Below are 15669 nucleotides of genomic sequence, written 5' to 3'. Positions count from 1 at the left end.
TATAGCTTTTTTATTAGGGAGGTCTTTTTTTGTTTAAGGGAAAAGCTTTTTGCGAAGCTAGCATTCATTTATTTTCCAAACCTGATGTACCAGAACAGCAGTTACAAAGAAGAATTGATACGATATCACGATATAAAAGTCCAACAGTTTTAGTTACAGGGATAGATATAGTAAAAACTGCTTTTGATGAGAGTTACGGAGAAACAGTTACCTCACTCTCAGTAAAAGCAGAAGTACTTGTAAAGTATGATCCTGAGATTACACATTTAAATGATTATAGAGTTAGAGCTTGTACAATTCTTCGGGAACAATTACCGAGATCAGGTGCGATAATGGCCCATTCAATTGATACGTATAGTCCACTAAGAGAAGAAGGGTTTACTACAAAAGAGAGAGGCTAAACGGAACCAATATAAAATTTTCATTATGTTTTTGTTTTTGTTTTTAATAAATGGGAATACTGCTGAATATATTTTCTTAAATTCCCTAACGGAGGTGGTGTCTATGGTACATTGGAAAGTTACTGCCATTTTAAAAAATGGTGATTATGTACTTCAATATGGCTCTTCCGAAACTGAAGAACGAGCGCAAGAACAAATGAAAGAAGAAGAAACGCTTATTAGAGAACAGTATAAAGATGATATTAGGGAAATGGATTATTGGCTTTGACAAAAAATTATTCTTTCCCGCTCATCACTCCTTTTAAATCGTAGCATAAGATAAAGCATCAAATGATACGGAGAGATGAGTTATGGCTAAGAATAACAAAAAATCAAAAGTAATACCTAAAATTTCTGCAAATGAGAAGTATGCATTTACCATGAAAATTGTAACCTCTGATACTTGTTATTCATGTAAACAGCAATGTTCTAGAGGATTAGATTATTTAGAAAAAATGAAAAAACCAGGAGCTATCGGCAAAGGCGTCCCTTGTATCCTGACAAAAGGAAGAGCTTGGGGTAAGAAATAATAATATCCTATTCGCTTATTAGAAAAACGTTCCCTGTTACGCAAAAAACGAAGCAATCGTTTAGACGACTGCTTCGTTTTCCTCATTTATTTTGCTCTCGGCGCACTCTCAAATCCTATTGCTTTATGCGTACCATCGCAATATGGTTTATTTTTAGATGCGCCGCATCTACAGATAGAGAAAGCTGGCTTTGCCTCATAGGCATTTCCTTCTGCATCTACCAATTCAACATCGCCCATTACACGAATAGAACCATTATCATTTACTTTTAGAACCACTTTTTTTGTTTCACTCATTTTATCTCACCCCTCTTTTTAACAATTATATCATTAAAAACTAGTATAACAGCTGTTTCTGTAACCAATTCACAATGTCATTTACAACTTCTTGCCGATTTATTTCATTTAACATCTCGTGACGACCATCTTTGTAAAACTTATATTCAATTCGCTTCACTCCGTGTTTTTTGTATTGATTAATAATTCGACTAACAGCTTTTGTTTTTTTTCCAACAGGATCTTGATCACCGCTAATAAAATAGAAAGGCAAATCTTTTTCTATTTTAGCAATTTCATTGTCTTGATGAATCGTATTTAGACCTTCTAGTAAATCAGCAAAAAAACCAACTGTCGGGATAAATCCACAAAAAGGATCATCTATATATTTTTGAACTTCATCTCTATCTCTTGTTAACCAATCAAACTTTGTTTCAGGTGACTTTACACTTTTATTAAAATCACCAAAGAATAATTGGTTTAACAATGGGCTTGGGGTTTGTGTGCCTTTTATTTTTAATTGACTCGCCACAACTGTTTTAGCCACTCTGCCACTAAACCCTGGATCCCCACCTGTTCCTGACAAGATTACCCCTTTAACTGCAGCTGGGTATTTTTGAATGAACCGACGGACGAAGAATGATCATACTGTGCCCCATCAGAAATACAGGTATATCTGGATGATTCAAATGAATAAACTCATTTATCTCCTTCAAATCAGCCACCACCCTCTCGAAACCGTTTTCATTATTGAGGTGGCCCATCGTACCACTTTTCTCTCCCGTCCTACCATGTCCCCGGTGATCATTTGCATAAACACCGATACCTAGCGCCGCTAATTCCATTGCAAACTCTTGATAACGCGCTGAATGCTCCGCCATTCCGTGGGCTAATTGAAGAATTGCTCTTGGAGGCTTGAATTCCTCAATCCAATTGCATAGAAAGACTTCATGGCCATCCTTCATCGGTATCCACATTTCTTTTCCCATGCTAGTTCCCCCTTAAAAAAGAGATCAATCATTACTTCATTTGATCTCCTTTGGTTATTAATATTCATATCCTTTTCTAAACTGAAACATTCCCTTTTGAGGTGGTTATATTTTGTTCACTCTTATAAAGTTTTAATAAAACAAATAAATAAGGTGCACCAAGCAAACCCCATAAACCGATGAAAGCATAGCGAACAAAATCAAATAGAAGCGCTTCTGGGAAAATCATCTTCAACCCTATTTGAAGAGCAAATAAACCAATGATCCCAATGCCATAGGCAAGTATTTTACGAATAATTGCTCCACTGATGATCATCTTAACTTTTTTTGTTTCAAGTAAATAACCTAGACCTGCCCCCAATAGAAAACCAGCATATTTAATTCCTTCTTCTTCAGGAAAAATAGCAATAATTACAAATGGAACACCAATCGCTAACATCCATTTCACTTTCTTCGAAAGTTTCGATAGTTTAGATTGAAGATAAATGGCTAACATCAAGATGATTACTGCTAGGATCATACCAACTACCACATCTGTTGGCCAGTGTAATCCCGAATAAAGTCTAGAAAGTGAAATAAAGAGAACTAGAACAATAGAGAATACCCAGAAAGAAGGTCTAGCAATTAAATAAGCTAAATACCCCCATAAAGTTGCTGAGCCTTGAGCATGGCCACTCGGAAAAGAATCATATGGATAATGACTTCCTACTTCAGCCGACGAAATAAAAAGGGAGTGAACTCCTTCCACTCCGATTGGACGTTGAATAGCATACGTGATCTTCAAAAAAGAATTTACTGTAACAGAAAGCAAAAAGATGTAAAACAATCTGAAGCCAGCTTTTTTCGAAAAGCACCAGTAAACTAGCGGAATCACTAAAAAATAAAACTCTTCGTTTCCTAAAAAAGTAAGCACGGCAGCAATTCCGTCAAAAAAAGGATGTTGTAATTGAGTCATAAAACGTAAAATCTCCGTTTGATTCATTTGCGTCCTCCTGATGTATGATAAGATCCTATACTATTTCCACCTTCATTATTAAAATCCTTTAATTGTTTGAAGATATTTGTCGGGTTTTGGCAAGAAGTAGGTACTCTTGTTTATGAGATATCAGTGGCAATCTTCGAAACTTACATCTCAATATAGTTGTTAGAAAATTAGAGCTTATATCATAGAAAACTAGACCCGGACTCACAGTACTTTACTTCTATAAAAACAATGACCAGTTACAGTCAAGAGGCCAGAGGGATCTCTTATTTAAGAAAAACTGTAGTGATTTTCTCTAGTTTTAGGGGAATAAGAGTATGTGAGTCCGCGAAGTAACCGAAATGTGTGTTTTTAAAGCAAATAGGATCCTCATTGTCCACAAGTGTGTCTTAATCACAAGTGCACTATTCTTTCGCACAGGCTCCCTCAATAATTTAATTGTCTTTCAGAATGGAATAAACGAATGTATCATATGCTCTACCATTTTGATACATATACTCCCTTAAAATCCCTTCTTGTTGAAACCCCATTTTAGTTAGCAACTTATTTGATGCTTCATTTTCTATGAAAACTACAGCCCCTATTCGAGTAAGACCTAATTCATTAAATCCGTACTGTATAATTCTTAATAACGCTTCAGAGGTATAACCCTTTCTCCAGTGATCAGGATGAATTTCATAGCCTATTTCTGCTCGTTTATGTTTAGGAGACCAAGCGTTAAATCCAATGGTACCAATTAAACCTTCAGTTTCTTTTCTTTCAATCCCCCAACGTATCGCTCTTTTTTCTTTGTAACTATTTGAGAAAAATTCTATAATCGCATCCGCTTGTCCGACATTTTCTAATGTCTCTTGACCATAGTAACGTGTTACCTTATCGTTGGAGAAACACCTGAATATATCAGTAACATCATCTTTTTCAATTTCTCTTAATAGTAATCTCTCCGTTTCTAGTTTAGGAACCATCTTGTTCTCTCCCTTAAAATTGAATACAGCTTACGGACTCTTCATTTTTTTTAATTCACTCAAGATTACTTGATTTGTCTCATTACACTCTTTAACTAATTTCTTTATTTCTCGTTGTTTTTCATCTAACTTAATAAAAGCGAATACTCCTATACCTAAAGCTATTAAAAACCCAATCATTTTTATGTAATCTCCCTTAACCAAAAATATATTTAACTTTAACTTAGCTTCCGTCGTGGTTTCTATTTACCAGCTCTTCAACATTAAACCCTTAACGAGCCACGGAAACCCCTTGCCCCATAGTAGGAATCTGCTCCATTGTGGTACAAAAAGATCGTATCGTAGCGCCGATCACAAAAGAGGGCACCGCCAAGCTTTCTAATATTAGCAGGTGTCTGCACCCAGCTCGACGTTTTCCTATCAAAATTCCCAAGTTTCTGTAACTCACGGTATTGATCTTCTGTTAGCAGTTCGATGCCCATATTTGTAGCCATATCAATAGCGCTATTCTCTGGTTTGTGTTTTTTTCGTGATTCTAGCGCTTCTCGGTCATAGCAAACGCTTCTGCGCCCTTTAGGGCTTTCCGGTGAGCAATCAAAAAAGATGTATGCACCCGTTTCTTGATCATGACCAACAACATCCGGTTCCCCACCGGTTTCTTCCATTTCCTTAAGCGACCACAGCTTTTCAGCATTACCTTCCAGCTTCCCCTGTACATCTGCCCATTCGATACCTTCATGTCGGTTCATATTTTTCTCAAAGCGGGCTTTTAACGTTCTAAATAATTCTTCAAGTTGCTCTTGTGACAACGCCTTATGTCCTTTTTGCATAATAGATTCTCCCTTGTTTTTTCTCATGTTTTTTCTGTTCCTCTATTTAAAATGGATTTTCTCCTCTGAAAATAGGCACTATAATAATAGAAGTTGCGCCAACGAATAAGATCCAAAAAATTCTTGATGAAATAAAACGATGATAAAATTCAACATCTTTTAAGATAAAAAACCCCATGAAAGCTGTATAAACAGCAAAGAGAAAATAAGAAATCCCAAACCAATTAACCCATATATTCCCTGAAAATGCAATTCCATAACTTTCATAAAAAAGACCAGCTGTACTTGTAGTTAAATAAAATCCTATTACTACAAAAAATAACAATTCCATTGATCTTCCAACATCTTTTATAAATGTTAACACGAAAATCCCCCCTTTTTTCCCTTTCGTATGATACGAAACTTGCTTTATGTAAGAAGATTTATTCCTACCTTTTACTTTAACATTAAACACGTGCTTTTGGATTCTCATTCTCCCGACCATATTTTCATTTGCATAGAAAATGAATTTCTTTCACATTTTCAAACTGACTACATACACATATGGTGTAGCAACTAAAAAAGGAGGAATTTCACATGACTCACTTTGCAGGAGCTAGTAGCTTTACACTAATCGTAGTGTTATTTATTTTATTAGTAATTGTAGGTTCTGCTTACATCGCGTAAGTAGACTAAAAAAAGGATGTTCCAGAGAGTTGCTTCTTTGGAACATCCTTTTCTAATTATTATAGCCTTATTCCACAAGCCTTAAGATTTAATCTTCTTAGCTATATCTATCGTTCTTTTTACTTGATGCATCACCGCTGGTTCAACATTTTCTTGCATCTTCCCATCCTGATCAACGGTTACGCTCGTACCATAAGGGTTTCCTCCAGTAGTAAATAAAACAGGATCCGTATAGCCTGGGCTAGCAATCAATGCACCCCAATGATGCATCGTTGTATACAGTGACAATATCGTCGCTTCTTGACCACCATGTAAATTTTGAGCGGAGGACATCGCGCTTACAACTTTGTTTATTAATTTGCCGTGATACCATAATCCACCTGTTTGATCTAAGAATTGTTTCATTTGAGCTGGCATATTTCCGAATCGAGTTGGGACACTGAAAATAATAGCATCAGCCCATTCTAAGTCATCCAAACTGACTTCTGGTACGTCCTTTGTTGCTTTAACATGAGCTTTCCAAGCTGGATTCTGTTCAATTGCAGACTGTGGAGCTAGTTCAGGTACTTTTAATACTTTTACTTCTGCACCTGCTTCTTTCCCTCCTTTTTCTGCCCACTGAGCTAACTGATAATTTGTACCTGTTGAACTATAATAGATTACTGCAAGTTTAACTGTCATTGACATTCTCCTTTATCAACTATTAACGTTATAGTTAGACATAATTTCTAATCTATTTTGCGCCAATACATCCTTTTTATACAAAAAAGCAAGCACCCATTAGACGGTAACAGGTGCTTGCTTTGCGATCGTTTCCTCACTTTTATGCATTAACAGCTTTTTGTATTCCTTTTATTTTGTCCAGCCAGGTTCATAAGTGTAAATAGTATCTCCACCATGTTGCGCATTTCCTCTAAAGTCAATCGCATCCTCTTGCTTAAGTAACACTTGACAAAATAGTAGAAAATGCATTTTGGGAACTAAGTATGAATCTATCTCTCTCTTTCGTAATTTCTCAATGATCTCTAGTATTTCTTGTTTTTCCATGCTTAAACTTCCTTTCACCCTTCGATGTTCCTACCTATTTTATCAAAGGTTCAATATAATTCCTATTAGATCTAGTATAACAAGCAGAAAAAAGACTAAATCAATTTAAAGATTTAGTCTTAGCACAAATTACAAATTAAATTCTTTCTAAAGCTTCTGCAGCAGTTAAATAATCATAACCAAGGTCATTTGCGACGGCTGCGTATGTTACTGCGCCAGCAGCTGTATTCAAACCTAATTCTAAAGCATGATTTTCAATAAGTGCTTGTTTAACACCTTTGTTAGCAATTTGAAGGGCATAAGGAATTGTCACATTTGTTAAAGCAATTGTAGAAGTTCTTGGTACAGCTCCAGGCATATTGGCTACAGCATAATGAACGACATCATGCTTAGTATAAGTTGGTTCGTCATGAGTCGTAATACGATCAACCGTCTCAATAATACCACCTTGGTCTATTGCAACATCCACTACAACAGATCCTGGCTTCATCGATTGAATCATTTCTTCCGTCACAAGCTTTGGCGCTTTTGCTCCAGGGATTAAAACAGCTCCAATGACTAAATCAGAATCTGCTACAGCTTCTGCAATATTAAGGGGATTAGACATTAATGTTTGGATATCGGTTCCATATAAATCATCTAATTGACGTAGTCGATCGGGACTTAAATCCATGATCGTAACATCCGCTCCAAGACCCATTGCAATTTTAGCAGCATTTGTTCCAACTACCCCACCGCCAATTACAGTTACTTTTCCTCTTTTTACTCCTGGTACACCTGAAAGGAGAATACCTTTTCCACCTTTTGGCTTTTCAAGAAACTGAGCTCCTATTTGAGCCGCCATACGTCCAGCCACTTCGCTCATTGGTGTTAGAAGAGGTAAAGTACGTCCTACTTGAACTGTTTCATAGGCGATCGAAGTTACTTCATTTTCCACTAATGCTTTTGCCAATTGAGGTTCAGCCGCAAGATGAAGATATGTGAATAAAATTAATCCTTTACGAAAAAAAGCATATTCCGATGGTAAAGGTTCCTTCACCTTCATAATCATATCAACATTGCTCCAAATAGAGGCTACATCTTCTTCAATTTCCGCTCCAGCTTGGATATAAGCTTCGTCTTCAAACCCACTACCTACTCCTGCTTGTTTCTCAATAATAACTCTATGTCCACCCTGCACTAGTGTCATTACACTTGCAGGTGTCATCGCTACTCGGTTTTCGTTGTTTTTTATTTCCTTAGGTACACCTATTAACATTTTATGTCCTCCTCAAACTTCCTTATTAATGTCAGTATAGCCATTTTATGAAGAGCTGACATTGTCTAGATTGCAAAATATTTTATAGCCCTTTTGTTAATTTACACAAAAGAGCTTACAAATATTTGCCAAAACCTAAAGATACACTACGAATTTCATTAGAAACATCGATAAAATTGAGATCATTAACATAAAGCTGTAGAATCTTAATTTAGCAATCTCATCTTCAGCTTTTTCCTTACCGGTTATTCTTTCTAAAATTATTCTAATCATTTTTGCAGACATTCCAAGAAATGCACTGAGGACAAGCCATATCAAGATAACAATGATAAACCAAACTGTCGTCCATGAGGAAGTTAAAAGAAAGCCAGAAACTAGCGAAACGATCACCCCTCCATGAGCAACCCAAATGATTCGTTTGTAGATTTTTAACAAAAGCTCAAATCTACCAGGCTCGTCCAGTAAACTTCCTTTAATTAAAAAAGGAAACGGGATAAGTAAAAAGAATAGAACTGAAACAAGCATATGTAATGCATAACTTATAATTATAATCATAATTTTCACCTCAGCTATTAATCTTACCACTCACACATCAATATTGGAATCTTTCTATTTTAACCTATTCTATTCGCAGGTTTTTCGTTTTTGTGGTAGGATAGGAATGAATAAAAGCTGAGGTGAAAATAATGCCCACTTGGTTTATGTGGTTTATCGTTTTATGGACTATTTTCTTAATTACTGTCATGTTTATTGGTGGATATTTTATGTTCCGAAAGTTCTTGAAGAGACTACCTAAAGAAGACGGAAAATCTATTCTTGATTGGCAGGAATATTATATAGAAAAAACACTTCATTTATGGAAAGAAGACCAACGTCAACTCTTAAATGATTTAGTAGAACCAGTACCTGAGTTGTTCCGTGATGTAGCAAAGGGGAAGATCGCAGGAAAAATTGGTGAACTTGCTCTTCATGACAAAATTGATGAATTAACACTAGACTATATTATTCGTGGCTATATATTAGCTACTCCAAAACGAGATCACAAATTTCTTATTAAGAAATTACGTGAGAAGAACATTGATATGCAACCATATCAAGAATTGCTAGAATCATCTTAACGACAAGAAAACGACATCGGTAGCCGGTGTCGTTTTCTTGTTTATTCTTTTTGGGCTCATTATAAAGAGTTAAAATTACGACATTGGCAGTGGTTGGGTTCGAATATGTTCTTCAAGCTCTTTTTCAATTTTGCGGTAATTAATATACATAGAGATTCTCCAAGGGATAATCATGCCATAAGCTAATAAGAAAAACATGCCTGCGAGTTCTTCTACATGAATCGCATCTCCAATTACCAATTTAAATATGATCCGAGCTAGCAACAACCCTATTAAAATGAAAGCGAATGCCTTTGATCTCTTCATGTAAATTTGTTGGTTTCTAATTTCAAATTTAGACGTTTTAATTAATAAAATTGAAAAGAGTATACCGACTAACACCGCTTCTATTACTTGTAAGAAAGCTGGTCTAGCAGGTTCATATAGAAACATCAAAAAGCCGGTTGACATAGCAAAGGGGGGATAATAATTTTTTTAACTGAAACTGGCTTTTTCGTTGCTCTTAACCGAATAACGAAAGCGAACATTGCCATTACCACTGCCCCAATCGTTGTAATCCATACATAGGTGTCATTCAAGCTGTCCACCCCTTTCCACGATAAAGGTGTTTATCTCTTCTAAAGATACATGAAAGCTTGTCTAGTTTCAATCCATTCGCTGTAGGGAATCTATTAAATCAGCTATCACCTTTTTCTTACAGTTTATTCATCATTCACTAAACCTTGAAATTATATAAAATAAAATGTATAATTATTACAATAGTTTAGAGAAGAAAGGAATCTCGATGAGCGAACGGTTACTAGACATCATTGAAATAAAACGTAGAGAACTAATAGAACTTGCATCTTTAAAAGGCCTTTCCTCTCAAGCCGTACTAGCGTTGAGTCAAGAGCTTGATGCATTGCTCAATCATTATAATCATATGACGACAAAAGAGAACCACTTCCCTAAATAGAAGGTGGTTCTCTTGTATTATACGCGTTCGAGGTCTGAACCCTTTTGTAATAAATACATTTTATGATAAAGTCCCTTACGCTCTAACAGTTCTAAGTGATTTCCTCTTTCAACCACTTCTCCCTTATGAAGAACTAAAATTTGGTCAGCGTCTTTAATTGTTGACAACCTATGGGCAATCGCGATAGTCGTTCGACCTTTTTGCATACGTTTTAATGCATCTTGAATCGCTTCTTCTGTCTCGGTATCAACATTGGCCGTTGCCTCATCTAAAATCAAAATCTTAGGGTTCGTTGCGATCGTTCTTGCAAAAGATAACAATTGCCTTTGTCCACTAGATAAAGTGGAACCTCGTTCAGTTACTTCGGCTTGATAGGCATTTGGAAGCTTCTCTATAAACTCATTAGCCCTTACGAATTCAGCTGCTTCTTTCACTTGTGTATCTGTTAAATGTTCTCTATATAACCTTATGTTACTTGCGATGGTTCCAGTATACAGGAAAGGATCTTGGAGAACCAACCCGACATTTTCTCTTAATTCACGATTAGCATATGTGTCAAGAGGTTTTCCATCAATCAATACTTCCCCACGGTCTAATGGATAAAATCGCATTAATACATTAATGATAGAGCTTTTTCCACTACCAGTGTGCCCAACTAAAGCAATCGTTTCACCTTGCTTTACAGAAAACGAGATATTTTTTAACACATCCGTTTCTCCATCATAAGAAAATGAGACATTCTTAAACTCAATCTCACCGTTATTAATTTTTGGGGAATCGTTTCCTTTTTGAACCGGAGCTAATTCTTCATGATCCATCAGTTTAAATACCCTTCCACCGGAAACAATTGCTTGTTGAAACAAGGATAAGCGCATCATCATTTGGTTAACAGGCTCAAAGAATCGATCAAGATAATTAACAAATGCATATAACACACCAATTTCAACAGGACCAATGAATGACCTAAAACCAAAAAAGCTTAAGATTAAGATTAATGCCAGAATAGATATTAAGTCTATCGCAGGTCTAAGTAACAATCCATCTAGTTTCATGGTTTTCATTCCAGACTCAAGATGCTCCTCATTCACATCACTAAATTCTTTTCTTAGCCTACTCTCCTGTCTAAACATTTGAACAATAGCCATACCTTGAATCGTCTCATTCATTTTTGAATTTAATAAACTTAGTTTTTCGCTCATATCAGCATACAAGCGTGAACTAATTTTTCTGTAAACCTGCATTAAACCAAAAATAATTGGTAACAGAACAAGGCAAAATAAAGCCAGTGTGGCATTTAAATAAAACATTGCGATAAAAATCCCGACTAAGAATAAAATGTTTTGAACGAAATTGGCTAGTACAGTTAAGTAAAATTCCTTAATTGATTCTGTATCATTCGTAATTCGAGATATGAGTGCACCCGCAGGCGTTCGATCAAAAAAGGCTAATCCTTGTTTCTCTACGTTTGAAAAAACATCAACCCGAAGTTCTTGTACAATTTTCAAAGAGATTGTTTGGAATAAAAAAGCTTGGAAATAATTGATAAAAACAGATGACAAATGTAAAACAACATAGATAATTCCTAGCCAAAGTAATGGTTCAAAAGGAAATTCTCTCGGTGTTAAATAATCATCAATGAAGATCTTAATTAGAATGGGTCCGATTAATTCAGCTACAGTTGCTAGTACGAGCAAGAAAAACGCAAACAACAAGGTTTTTGTATGATTTTTTGCGTAAGAAAGTAACCGAATCAGAATCGCTTTCTGCTCTTTATTTGTTAGTACCTGGTCCTTATGCTTCATCTTCGATTACTCCTTTCTCAACCATCTCTTCTAGTTGTTGCTGCTCATACATTTTCCGGTACCAACCCGCTTCTTTCATTAAGTCAACGTGAGTTCCACGCTGAGCAATGTGACCGTCTTCTAAGACAAGTATCAAATCTGCATGCTTAATTGCACTTAGACGGTGTGCTGTGATAATAGTTGTTTTCCCGTGTCGATTTTGACGAAGAGAATTTAATATCAATTCTTCAGTCTTTGCATCAACGGCTGATAGTGAATCATCTAAAATTAGTATATTGGGATTTGGCAATATAGCACGAGCTATTGAGATCCGCTGTTTCTGCCCCCCTGATAAAGTGACTCCTCGTTCTCCAACAACCGTTTCGTATTGGTCCTTAAACGAGGTAATATCTTCGTGAATATTTGCCAATTGACAACTTTCTATAATCTCTTGTATCGTTGCGTTCGGCTTAGCAAAAGCAACATTATCTGCGATCGTAGCAGAGAATAAAAAATGATCTTGAGGTACATTACCAAAAGTCGCTTTCAAAACATCAAGATGATATTGATTTACTTTTTTATCGCCAATTGAAATAAACCCGTCACTTACATCGTATTCTCGTTGTAGCAAGCGAATCAATGTTGATTTACCACTACCTGTTTTCCCAACGATACCTAAAGTTTTTCCTTCTTCTAGCATGAACTCAATGTTTTCAAGAGCCTTTTCTTGACTACCTGGATACATAAAACTTTTGATACTAACATGAAGGTTTCCTACTGCTTTTTGATTATGACCTGCATCATCATCCGTTATATCCTGCTTCTCAGAGAGCAAAGAGGATATACGGTCATATGAAGCCCGTCCTCTTTCTACAATATTAAAAAGCCAACCAAACGCTAACATTGGCCAAATCAGAAGTCCTAAGTATAAAGTGAAGCTAGTCAATTGCCCTAATGTTAAATCTCCAGCAATGACAAATCTCGCACCAAAAACAACAGCTAGAAAATAAGAGATTCCTACTATTAATGAAATGGTTGGATCAAATAATGCATCAATTCTTGCAACCTCTACATTTTTATCCACTACTTCTTTTGATTTTTCCTTAAACCGCTCTATCTCATTCGACTCTTGTCCGAATGTCTTGGCAACCCTTACACCCGTCACACTCTCCTGAACATTATCATTCAGTTCAGAAAATGCCGATTGTGCATGATGGAAACGCGAGTGCAGTAACGTTCCATAGTAACTTGTTAAATATGCCATAAAAGGCATCGGTATTAAACAAATCAGAGTTAATTGCCAACTAATGGTTGCTGCCATAGTAATGATTACAAATCCACCCATTGCTAATGAATCTACTAGTGTAAGAACACCCTGCCCCGCCGTCATCTGCACCGCCTTAATATCATTTGTAGCATGGGCCATTAAATCACCAGTACGATACCGCTGATAAAAACGATGAGACATTTTTGTAAAGTGACCATAAAGCTGATTTCTCAGTAAACGGGCTAACCGAATTGATGCTCCGAAGATCATAATCCTCCATACATATCGAAAAACATACGTAAACGCACCTACAGCTAGTAAAATACCGACCCACATCAAAAGCGATTTTCCTGTCAATGTCTCTTCTATGATTTGATCAACGATAACCCCGACAATTAACGGGGGAACAAGAGTAAAAAGTGAAACAAATGCTAAAATTAAAATCCCAATCCCATATGCCATTTTTTCTTGCTTAAAAAACCACCAAAGATCCTTAAACACACTCACTCTAAACGATCACCTTTCTTAAGACAGTACATTTTTATTTTTTTATCATTGTTTTATAATGTTCGATATAAGTTATCACTTTCTCAACACCTTCATCAAGTGTTTCGAACTCAAGTTCAGTCGCTTGAGACTTATAGCTACTAAACTTATGGGCATATCTTGGATCATAATATCCTTCTAATAGCTTTGCAAAAACTCCCTTATAATCTTCCCTATCTAGAAGTACCTTCATTTCTTCTTTTAACTCATATGATAAATATTTAGTGATTTTATCAATGCCTTCCTGAATTTCCCCTTTATATTTAATTGGGTCATAAGTCTGATAAACATGTTCAACTCTTGCCCAAAACGGATAATGTAATTCGAGTCTTTCTCCAATTTGTTTTCCTTCTAACAAAAAATCAGGAAGAATTACGCGGCCAAGACGTTTGCTTTCTCCCTCTATTATAACGTAAGGAGATTGTTCAAGTTGTTTCAAGCGTTTTAATAGCAAATAGTCAAATTGTTTTTGACTATTCGGTTGAACTCCAATATAGCCAAAAATCGAACCACGATGTCCTGCTAGATTTTCTAAATCAATTACTGGGTAGCCTTTATTTTGAAGTTGATTTAATATCTCTGTTTTTCTAGTACCAGTATGGCCAGAAAGGACTAAGTACTCCCTTTGTATTTGAGCCTCTTGCTCTAAGCCTTCTTGAATGTATTTTCTAAAAGACCGTATTCCACCTTCTAGTTGAACACAGTCCACCCCTAGTAAACCTATCGTACCAGCAATCGTTCTGCTACGAAGCCCACCCCTAAAGCAATAGACAACGATACGTCTATTCGGCATCTCTGTTTGTAAATCCTTTATTCGTTTGTAGAAGTATTCCATTTTTGGAGCATAAAGAGCTAAACCTAGCTCAATTGCCTCTTCTCTACTATTCCTTTTAAATACGGTCCCTACTTGTGCTCTTTCTTCATTGGAAAAAAGAGGAACATTGATCGCATTAGGTAAACGAAATTCCGCAAATTCGCCAGGGGAGCGAACGTCAATAAATAAGTCTTGATCAAAATTTACTTCTTCAATTTTCACTTGAGCTACCTGAACAGTCACTGTATATTCTCCTTGTAAGAAATCTTTATATGAAAGCAGAAAAACACCTCATGCTTGAGGTGCTTGTCCATCTGAATTATTTACCTTGTTGCTTCTGCATTGCTTTCATCATTTGATTGATCTTCTTTTGTGATGGGTTTTGTCCCATTTGCATCATCATGACGCGTAGCATTTGCTCATTAAACGGTGGGTTCTTTTTTAAATAAGACATCATTGTCTTACGTGCTATAAAGAAGCCGATTGCGATACCAGCTGCAACAGCTAGTGTATACCCAAGAATATGAATCCACATAAGTCCAACGTCCTCCTTCGTGCTATCTAACCTTCCGAGTAAAAACTCGATTCAACCTTATCTATTATATCTTAATGAGAACGGTTTTAAAAGCACTTCCTCAAAATATCAATTAGACAGGATTCGTTCTTAAAAAGTCTTGTTGCTTCAATGGCTTTAACCATCCATACCTGTGTTCAGAAATGGAAAAGGCAAAAAAGGCTGGTTCACACTTTCTGAGGATTTCAAAAAACATCGTTTCAATTTCAAATGATCCTTCTGCTGTTAAATAAAGGGCATCAGACCCTATAACTAATTCTGCTTTTGAATCCCGATCTATGATTTCTATAAGGTGTGTATTCTTCTTTTTACGATATCCTTCAATTTTCATTAGGTCTTGTTTTAATTTTTGTTGTAATAGAAGAGCAGGAATTGGTTTAGTGATATATTCAATCTGTTTTCTTAAAATCTCTTTTTGTGAACCCTTTGCTTTTTCATGTTCAAGGAATAAATAAAAAAGCTTCGATTCTTGTCCGTAATATTGACGAGCAACATCTTCTTCAACAATATATAATTCATAATGTCTCATCATGGACACCCTCTCGTGTTTTGTTACAATTTAGTATACGAGATCTCTAGTAAAATGATTGTCTTAAATCGGAGAAGATTCACACTAGTTTTGTCGAATTATC

23 protein-coding genes and 1 pseudogene are annotated in these 15669 nt (G+C 36.0%); 6 read left to right on the top strand and 18 right to left on the bottom strand.

Going from position 1 to position 15669, the window contains the following annotated elements; genetic code table 11:
* Positions 1–29 precede the first annotated feature (29 nt).
* From JCM9157_RS08245 to JCM9157_RS08240, 3 genes are all read left to right on the top strand, one after another.
* The gene (locus JCM9157_RS08245; protein WP_035663764.1) at positions 30–401 is read left to right on the top strand and encodes a hypothetical protein; all 372 of its coding nucleotides are present in this window, start codon (positions 30–32) and stop codon (positions 399–401) included.
* A gap of 103 nt (positions 402–504) precedes the next feature.
* Positions 505–669, top strand: a complete 165-nt coding sequence (locus JCM9157_RS24595; protein WP_156321479.1) for a hypothetical protein — start codon at positions 505–507, stop codon at positions 667–669.
* Between the two features lie 82 nt (positions 670–751).
* Positions 752–970, top strand: a complete 219-nt coding sequence (locus tag JCM9157_RS08240) for a hypothetical protein (RefSeq protein WP_035663762.1) — start codon at positions 752–754, stop codon at positions 968–970.
* Between the two features lie 86 nt (positions 971–1056).
* Here JCM9157_RS08240 and JCM9157_RS08235 read toward each other — a convergent pair whose 3' ends face one another.
* From JCM9157_RS08235 to JCM9157_RS08210, 8 genes are all read right to left on the bottom strand, one after another.
* On the bottom strand, positions 1057–1266 hold the full coding sequence (locus JCM9157_RS08235; RefSeq protein ID WP_035663759.1) for a CDGSH iron-sulfur domain-containing protein: 210 nt from the start codon (positions 1264–1266) through the stop codon (positions 1057–1059).
* A 40-nt stretch (positions 1267–1306) separates the two neighbouring features.
* Entirely contained in the window at positions 1307–1831 is a 525-nt protein-coding gene (locus tag JCM9157_RS25715) for a serine aminopeptidase domain-containing protein (RefSeq protein ID WP_052013025.1), read from the bottom strand.
* Positions 1832–1841: 10 nt separating this feature from the next.
* Entirely contained in the window at positions 1842–2234 is a 393-nt protein-coding gene (locus JCM9157_RS25710) for a serine aminopeptidase domain-containing protein (protein WP_052013024.1), read from the bottom strand.
* A 76-nt stretch (positions 2235–2310) separates the two neighbouring features.
* Positions 2311–3216, bottom strand: a complete 906-nt coding sequence (locus JCM9157_RS08225; protein WP_035663757.1) for a phosphatase PAP2 family protein — start codon at positions 3214–3216, stop codon at positions 2311–2313.
* 434 nt (positions 3217–3650) lie between these two features.
* On the bottom strand, positions 3651–4181 hold the full coding sequence (locus JCM9157_RS08220) for a GNAT family N-acetyltransferase (protein ID WP_035663756.1): 531 nt from the start codon (positions 4179–4181) through the stop codon (positions 3651–3653).
* Positions 4182–4211: 30 nt separating this feature from the next.
* Positions 4212–4361: a hypothetical protein gene (locus tag JCM9157_RS24590; RefSeq protein WP_156321478.1), complete on the bottom strand. Its 150-nt coding sequence runs from the start codon at positions 4359–4361 to the stop codon at positions 4212–4214.
* A gap of 83 nt (positions 4362–4444) precedes the next feature.
* Positions 4445–5011, bottom strand: coding sequence for a DUF4256 domain-containing protein (locus JCM9157_RS08215; RefSeq protein WP_035663754.1), 567 nt, complete (start codon positions 5009–5011; stop codon positions 4445–4447).
* Positions 5012–5057: 46 nt separating this feature from the next.
* A complete protein-coding gene (locus tag JCM9157_RS08210) occupies positions 5058–5375 on the bottom strand; it encodes a hypothetical protein (RefSeq protein ID WP_148296833.1) in 318 nt (105 codons plus the stop codon).
* A 212-nt stretch (positions 5376–5587) separates the two neighbouring features.
* On the opposite strand from JCM9157_RS08210, the gene JCM9157_RS23925 reads away from it, so the two are divergent.
* Positions 5588–5677, top strand: a complete 90-nt coding sequence (locus tag JCM9157_RS23925; protein ID WP_035663752.1) for a YjcZ family sporulation protein — start codon at positions 5588–5590, stop codon at positions 5675–5677.
* An 81-nt stretch (positions 5678–5758) separates the two neighbouring features.
* Here JCM9157_RS23925 and wrbA read toward each other — a convergent pair whose 3' ends face one another.
* The 4 genes from wrbA to JCM9157_RS08185 form a co-directional block, all read right to left on the bottom strand.
* Positions 5759–6358: an NAD(P)H:quinone oxidoreductase gene (wrbA, locus tag JCM9157_RS08200; protein ID WP_035663751.1), complete on the bottom strand. Its 600-nt coding sequence runs from the start codon at positions 6356–6358 to the stop codon at positions 5759–5761.
* A gap of 171 nt (positions 6359–6529) precedes the next feature.
* Positions 6530–6724 carry a protein YkzS gene (gene ykzS / locus JCM9157_RS08195; protein WP_035663748.1) on the bottom strand — a complete coding sequence of 65 codons (195 nt, stop codon included), beginning with the start codon at positions 6722–6724 and terminating at the stop codon, positions 6530–6532.
* A 136-nt stretch (positions 6725–6860) separates the two neighbouring features.
* Positions 6861–7982 carry an alanine dehydrogenase gene (gene ald, locus JCM9157_RS08190; protein WP_035663747.1) on the bottom strand — a complete coding sequence of 374 codons (1122 nt, stop codon included), beginning with the start codon at positions 7980–7982 and terminating at the stop codon, positions 6861–6863.
* Positions 7983–8117: 135 nt separating this feature from the next.
* Positions 8118–8537 (bottom strand): hypothetical protein, encoded by a 420-nt coding sequence (locus JCM9157_RS08185; protein ID WP_035663746.1) that lies wholly within the window; start codon positions 8535–8537, stop codon positions 8118–8120.
* Positions 8538–8668: 131 nt separating this feature from the next.
* On the opposite strand from JCM9157_RS08185, the gene JCM9157_RS08180 reads away from it, so the two are divergent.
* Positions 8669–9100 carry a DUF2621 domain-containing protein gene (locus JCM9157_RS08180; protein WP_439644335.1) on the top strand — a complete coding sequence of 144 codons (432 nt, stop codon included), beginning with the start codon at positions 8669–8671 and terminating at the stop codon, positions 9098–9100.
* A 75-nt stretch (positions 9101–9175) separates the two neighbouring features.
* Here JCM9157_RS08180 and JCM9157_RS08175 read toward each other — a convergent pair.
* Positions 9176–9633, bottom strand: a pseudogene (locus JCM9157_RS08175) (CcdC family protein).
* A gap of 251 nt (positions 9634–9884) precedes the next feature.
* Here JCM9157_RS08175 and JCM9157_RS23920 point away from each other — a divergent pair.
* Positions 9885–10055 (top strand): aspartyl-phosphate phosphatase Spo0E family protein, encoded by a 171-nt coding sequence (locus tag JCM9157_RS23920; protein ID WP_081734110.1) that lies wholly within the window; start codon positions 9885–9887, stop codon positions 10053–10055.
* 17 nt (positions 10056–10072) lie between these two features.
* Here the strand turns inward: JCM9157_RS23920 and JCM9157_RS08170 are convergent, their stop codons facing one another.
* From JCM9157_RS08170 to sirA, 5 genes are all read right to left on the bottom strand, one after another.
* Positions 10073–11857, bottom strand: coding sequence for an ABC transporter ATP-binding protein (locus JCM9157_RS08170; RefSeq protein ID WP_035663744.1), 1785 nt, complete (start codon positions 11855–11857; stop codon positions 10073–10075).
* A complete protein-coding gene (locus JCM9157_RS08165) occupies positions 11847–13610 on the bottom strand; it encodes an ABC transporter transmembrane domain-containing protein (protein WP_035663743.1) in 1764 nt (587 codons plus the stop codon). Before JCM9157_RS08165 ends, JCM9157_RS08170 begins: the two co-directional genes overlap by 11 nt.
* 34 nt (positions 13611–13644) lie before the next feature.
* Positions 13645–14706, bottom strand: coding sequence for a tRNA 2-selenouridine(34) synthase MnmH (gene mnmH / locus JCM9157_RS08160; RefSeq protein WP_052013021.1), 1062 nt, complete (start codon positions 14704–14706; stop codon positions 13645–13647).
* A 76-nt stretch (positions 14707–14782) separates the two neighbouring features.
* Positions 14783–14998 carry a YneF family protein gene (locus JCM9157_RS08155; protein WP_034627753.1) on the bottom strand — a complete coding sequence of 72 codons (216 nt, stop codon included), beginning with the start codon at positions 14996–14998 and terminating at the stop codon, positions 14783–14785.
* Positions 14999–15110: 112 nt separating this feature from the next.
* Positions 15111–15569 carry a sporulation inhibitor of replication protein SirA gene (gene sirA, locus JCM9157_RS08150; RefSeq protein WP_235714856.1) on the bottom strand — a complete coding sequence of 153 codons (459 nt, stop codon included), beginning with the start codon at positions 15567–15569 and terminating at the stop codon, positions 15111–15113.
* Between the last annotated feature and the right edge of the window lie 100 nt (positions 15570–15669).

This window comes from Halalkalibacter akibai JCM 9157, assembly GCF_000513135.1.
Taxonomy (GTDB): Bacteria; Bacillota; Bacilli; order Bacillales; family Bacillaceae_D; genus Halalkalibacter; species Halalkalibacter akibai.
This window is presented reverse-complemented; position numbering and strand designations above follow the sequence as displayed.